Raw genomic sequence first — 3,383 nt, 5'->3', positions numbered from 1 at the left:
GCTACCGGTCGTGGGGTTCAGCCACATGGTCGCCGAGCTGCTCGGCTACACCATGCCGGACTTTCCCGGGGCCATGTGGATTCCGCCGGTACTGGGCACGGTGATCTTCGTCTACGGCGGCACCCCGTTCCTCACCGGCGGCTGGGCCGAACTGCGCTCGCGCCGACCGGGGATGATGCTGCTGATCGCGATGGCCATCAGCGTCGCCTTCCTCGCCTCGTGGATCACCACCCTCGGCCTCGGCGGTTTCGACCTGGACTTCTGGTGGGAGCTGGCGCTGCTGATCGTGATCATGCTGCTCGGGCACTGGCTCGAGATGCGCGCTCTCGGGTCGGCGTCGGGTGCACTCGACGCGCTGGCGGCGATGCTGCCCGACACCGCCGAGAAGATCACCGACGACGGCACCGAGGAAGTGTCACTGGCGGACTTGGCCCTCGACGACGTAGTGCTCGTGCGAGCCGGGGCCCGGGTGCCCGCCGACGGCACCGTCATCGACGGACGTGCCGAGGTCGACGAATCGATGATCACCGGCGAATCGAAGACCGTCACCCGCGGAAACGGTGACACCGTCGTCGCCGGCACCGTCGCCACCGACAGCGCCCTGCGCGTGCGGATCACCGCCCTCGGTGAGGACACCGCCCTGGCCGGCATCCGACGCATGGTCGCCGATGCCCAGGCGTCGTCGTCGCGGGCGCAGGCGCTGGCGGACAAGGCCGCAGCGTTTCTGTTCTACTTCGCCGCGATCACCGGCCTGCTCACCTTCGCGGTGTGGGCGCTGCTCGGCAACATCGACGAAGCGGTGGTACGGACGGTCACCGTGCTGGTCATCGCCTGCCCCCACGCCCTGGGACTGGCGATCCCGCTGGTGATCGCGATCTCCACCGAACGCGCCGCCAAAGCCGGCGTGCTGGTCAAGGACCGCCTCGCCCTCGAACGCATGCGCACCGTCGAGGTGGTCCTGTTCGACAAGACCGGCACCCTCACCCAGGGACGGCACCAGGTCACCGATGTCACGACCACCCACGGAATCGGCGAGTCGTATCTGCTGGCCCGCGCCGCGGCGGTCGAAGCCGACAGCGAACATCCCGTCGCACGCGCAATTGTGGACGCAGCGGACACCCGCGTCCCGACAAACGAGCGGCTCACCGCCACCGACTTCCGGTCCCTGCCCGGCCGCGGTGTGCGGGCGCTCGTCGACGGCACTGCGGTGACCGTCGGCGGCCCCGCCATGCTCACCGACCTGACGCTGTCGGTACCCGCCGACGTCACCGCAGTCACCGAGGAATGGGTACGGCGCGGAGCCTCGGTGCTGCACATCGCCGAAGGTGATCGAGTGCTCGGTGCAGTCGCACTCGAGGACGCCGTCCGCGAGGAGTCCCGCCAGGCGATCGACGCCCTGCACGCCCGCGGAGTCAAGGTCGCGATGATCACCGGCGATGCCCGGCAGGTCGCCGACACCGTGGCGGCCGATCTCGGCATCGACGAGGTGTTCGCCGAGGTGCTGCCCGAACACAAGGACGCCGAAGTCGCCGAACTCCAACAGCGTGGACACAAGGTCGCCATGGTCGGTGACGGCGTCAACGACGCCCCTGCCCTGGCCCGGGCCGACGTGGGGGTGGCGATCGGCGCCGGCACCGATGTCGCGATCGAATCCGCCGGGGTGGTACTGGCGGCCAACGACCCGCGGGCGGTGCTGTCGATCATCGAGCTCTCCCACGCCAGCTACCGGAAGATGTGGCAGAACCTGGTGTGGGCGACCGGCTACAACATCATCGCAGTGCCCCTGGCCGCCGGCGTGCTCGCCTTCGCCGGTGTCGCGATCTCCCCGGCGGTGGCTGCGGTGCTCATGTCGGTCTCGACCATCGTCGTCGCCCTCAACGCCCAGCTACTGCGCCGCCTGGACCTCGACCCCGCCCACCTGACCCGCACCTGACCGGCGCGGCACCCACCCCCTTCGAGAAAGTCTCTCTGTCTCCATGTGGACATCGTTCGCGCGCCCCTACCGGGGTGCGCTCACCGCCGTCGCCGCTCTGACCGTGCTCGTCGGATGCTCGACTCAGCAGCCCGCCTCGGCACCGACGTCCCTCGGGTCGGCCCCGGCGCCCGAGGTGCCCACGGTGGCGTTGACCCCCGCCCTCGACCACCTGCACGGTCTGCACCTTGGGGCTGACGGCACGATCCTGGCCGGCACGCACACCGGTCTGGTCACCCTCGGCGTCGACGGGCGGACCACCCGGATCGGTACCTCCGACGACGACTTCATGGGACTGACCGGGGTGCCGGGCACCGATCGACTCTTCGCCTCCGGACATCCCGGACCATCGAGTTCCGCTCCGAACCCGCTCGGGCTGATCGACAGCACCGACGGAGGTCACATCTGGACACCGAAATCCCTTGTCGGAGAAGTGGACTTTCACGCTCTGGCCACCGACGGAGAGGTGCTCGTCGGTTTCGACGGCACCACCGGACTGCTGGTGTCCACCGACGCCGGCGTCACATGGAGTCCCGGAGCCCCCCTGGTCGCCGCAGCCCTGGCCGTCAACGACGATGGCGTCTGGGCGGTCACCGTCGACGGGTTGCAGCACAGTTCGGATTCCGCCCGCACTTTCACCGCCGTTCCCGATGCGCCGAGACTGATGCTGCTCTCTGCCGCCGGCGACGGATCCCTATGGGGTGTCGACACCGAAGGTGTCGCCTGGCGCAGCGACACCGGCCGAACATGGGAACAGAAAGCAGTGGTCGGTCCGGTCGAAGCGCTGCTGGCCGTCGATGTCGACACCGCCTACGCCGCCACCGCGCAACAGCTCTTCACCCTCGAATGACTTCCGGGTCGGGTCCGGACGACGGTTCACCGCGGACGGCGCACCGGGCATGCCGGGGGATGCTGTCATCGGCAGCCCTCGGTCTCGGCGGGCGCTCCGTGCCCGTGGGCATTTCCTGCAACGAGCAGGCCGCGCTCGAGTGCCTGTATCCGGCCACTCGTGCTCTGGGCCCGACCGGCAAGGGACGCGAACAGAAACTGATCCCATGTGTCAGAACCGGATCCGCCGACTACCGGACAGTCCCGGCTGGCTTTGCAAGGTTTCGTTCGGTGAGACCGCACGGACAGTCTGTTGCGGGGCAGCTCGTGAGCGAGAAAGGTGAGGTCAGTTTCCGGTTGCGGAGCCGATCTCATCCCTCTGGCGACCGGGCTCGGCTTGTTCGATGCCGTCGCTGCCCCCTGTGGACGCCCGGATCGATGTGTAGTTGTGGAGATCGAATGCGCGGGTGTGCAACCGGTAACGCCAGGTGGCTCCCGGCCACAGGGAGCGGTTGATTCCTTCGCGGTCGAGATACCAGCTGCGGCAGCCGCCTCGGGTCCAGGTCGTTGCAGCCGAGTCGTG

The 3,383-nt window shown here is 68.8% G+C and carries 2 protein-coding genes and 1 pseudogene; 2 read left to right on the top strand and 1 reads right to left on the bottom strand.

Features of this window, described 5'->3' with window-relative positions; all coding sequences use genetic code 11:
* Positions 1-1,933 (top strand): heavy metal translocating P-type ATPase (locus R1101_RS0119175; RefSeq protein WP_026003471.1); only part of this gene is annotated, 1,933 nt, incomplete at its 5' end.
* Positions 1,934-1,976: 43 nt separating this feature from the next.
* Positions 1,977-2,822 carry a F510_1955 family glycosylhydrolase gene (locus tag R1101_RS0119170; protein ID WP_016934945.1) on the top strand — a complete coding sequence of 282 codons (846 nt, stop codon included), beginning with the start codon at positions 1,977-1,979 and terminating at the stop codon, positions 2,820-2,822.
* Between the two features lie 324 nt (positions 2,823-3,146).
* On the opposite strand, the pseudogene R1101_RS31120 reads toward R1101_RS0119170, so the two are convergent.
* Positions 3,147-3,383 (bottom strand): annotated as a pseudogene (locus tag R1101_RS31120) (hypothetical protein); the annotation flags it as partial.

Origin of the sequence: Rhodococcus sp. R1101 (assembly GCF_000278445.1) — a bacterium.
Taxonomy (GTDB): domain Bacteria; phylum Actinomycetota; class Actinomycetes; order Mycobacteriales; family Mycobacteriaceae; genus Rhodococcus; species Rhodococcus gordoniae.
The sequence above is the reverse complement of the archived record's forward strand: the minus strand, read 5'-3'. Positions and strand labels throughout refer to the sequence as shown.

Bases quoted from the DNA above. Each gene is read 5' to 3' on its own strand.
- R1101_RS0119170 (WP_016934945.1), top strand. From the start codon at position 1,977: ATGTGGACATCGTTCGCGCGCCCCTACCGGGGTGCGCTCACCGCCGTC.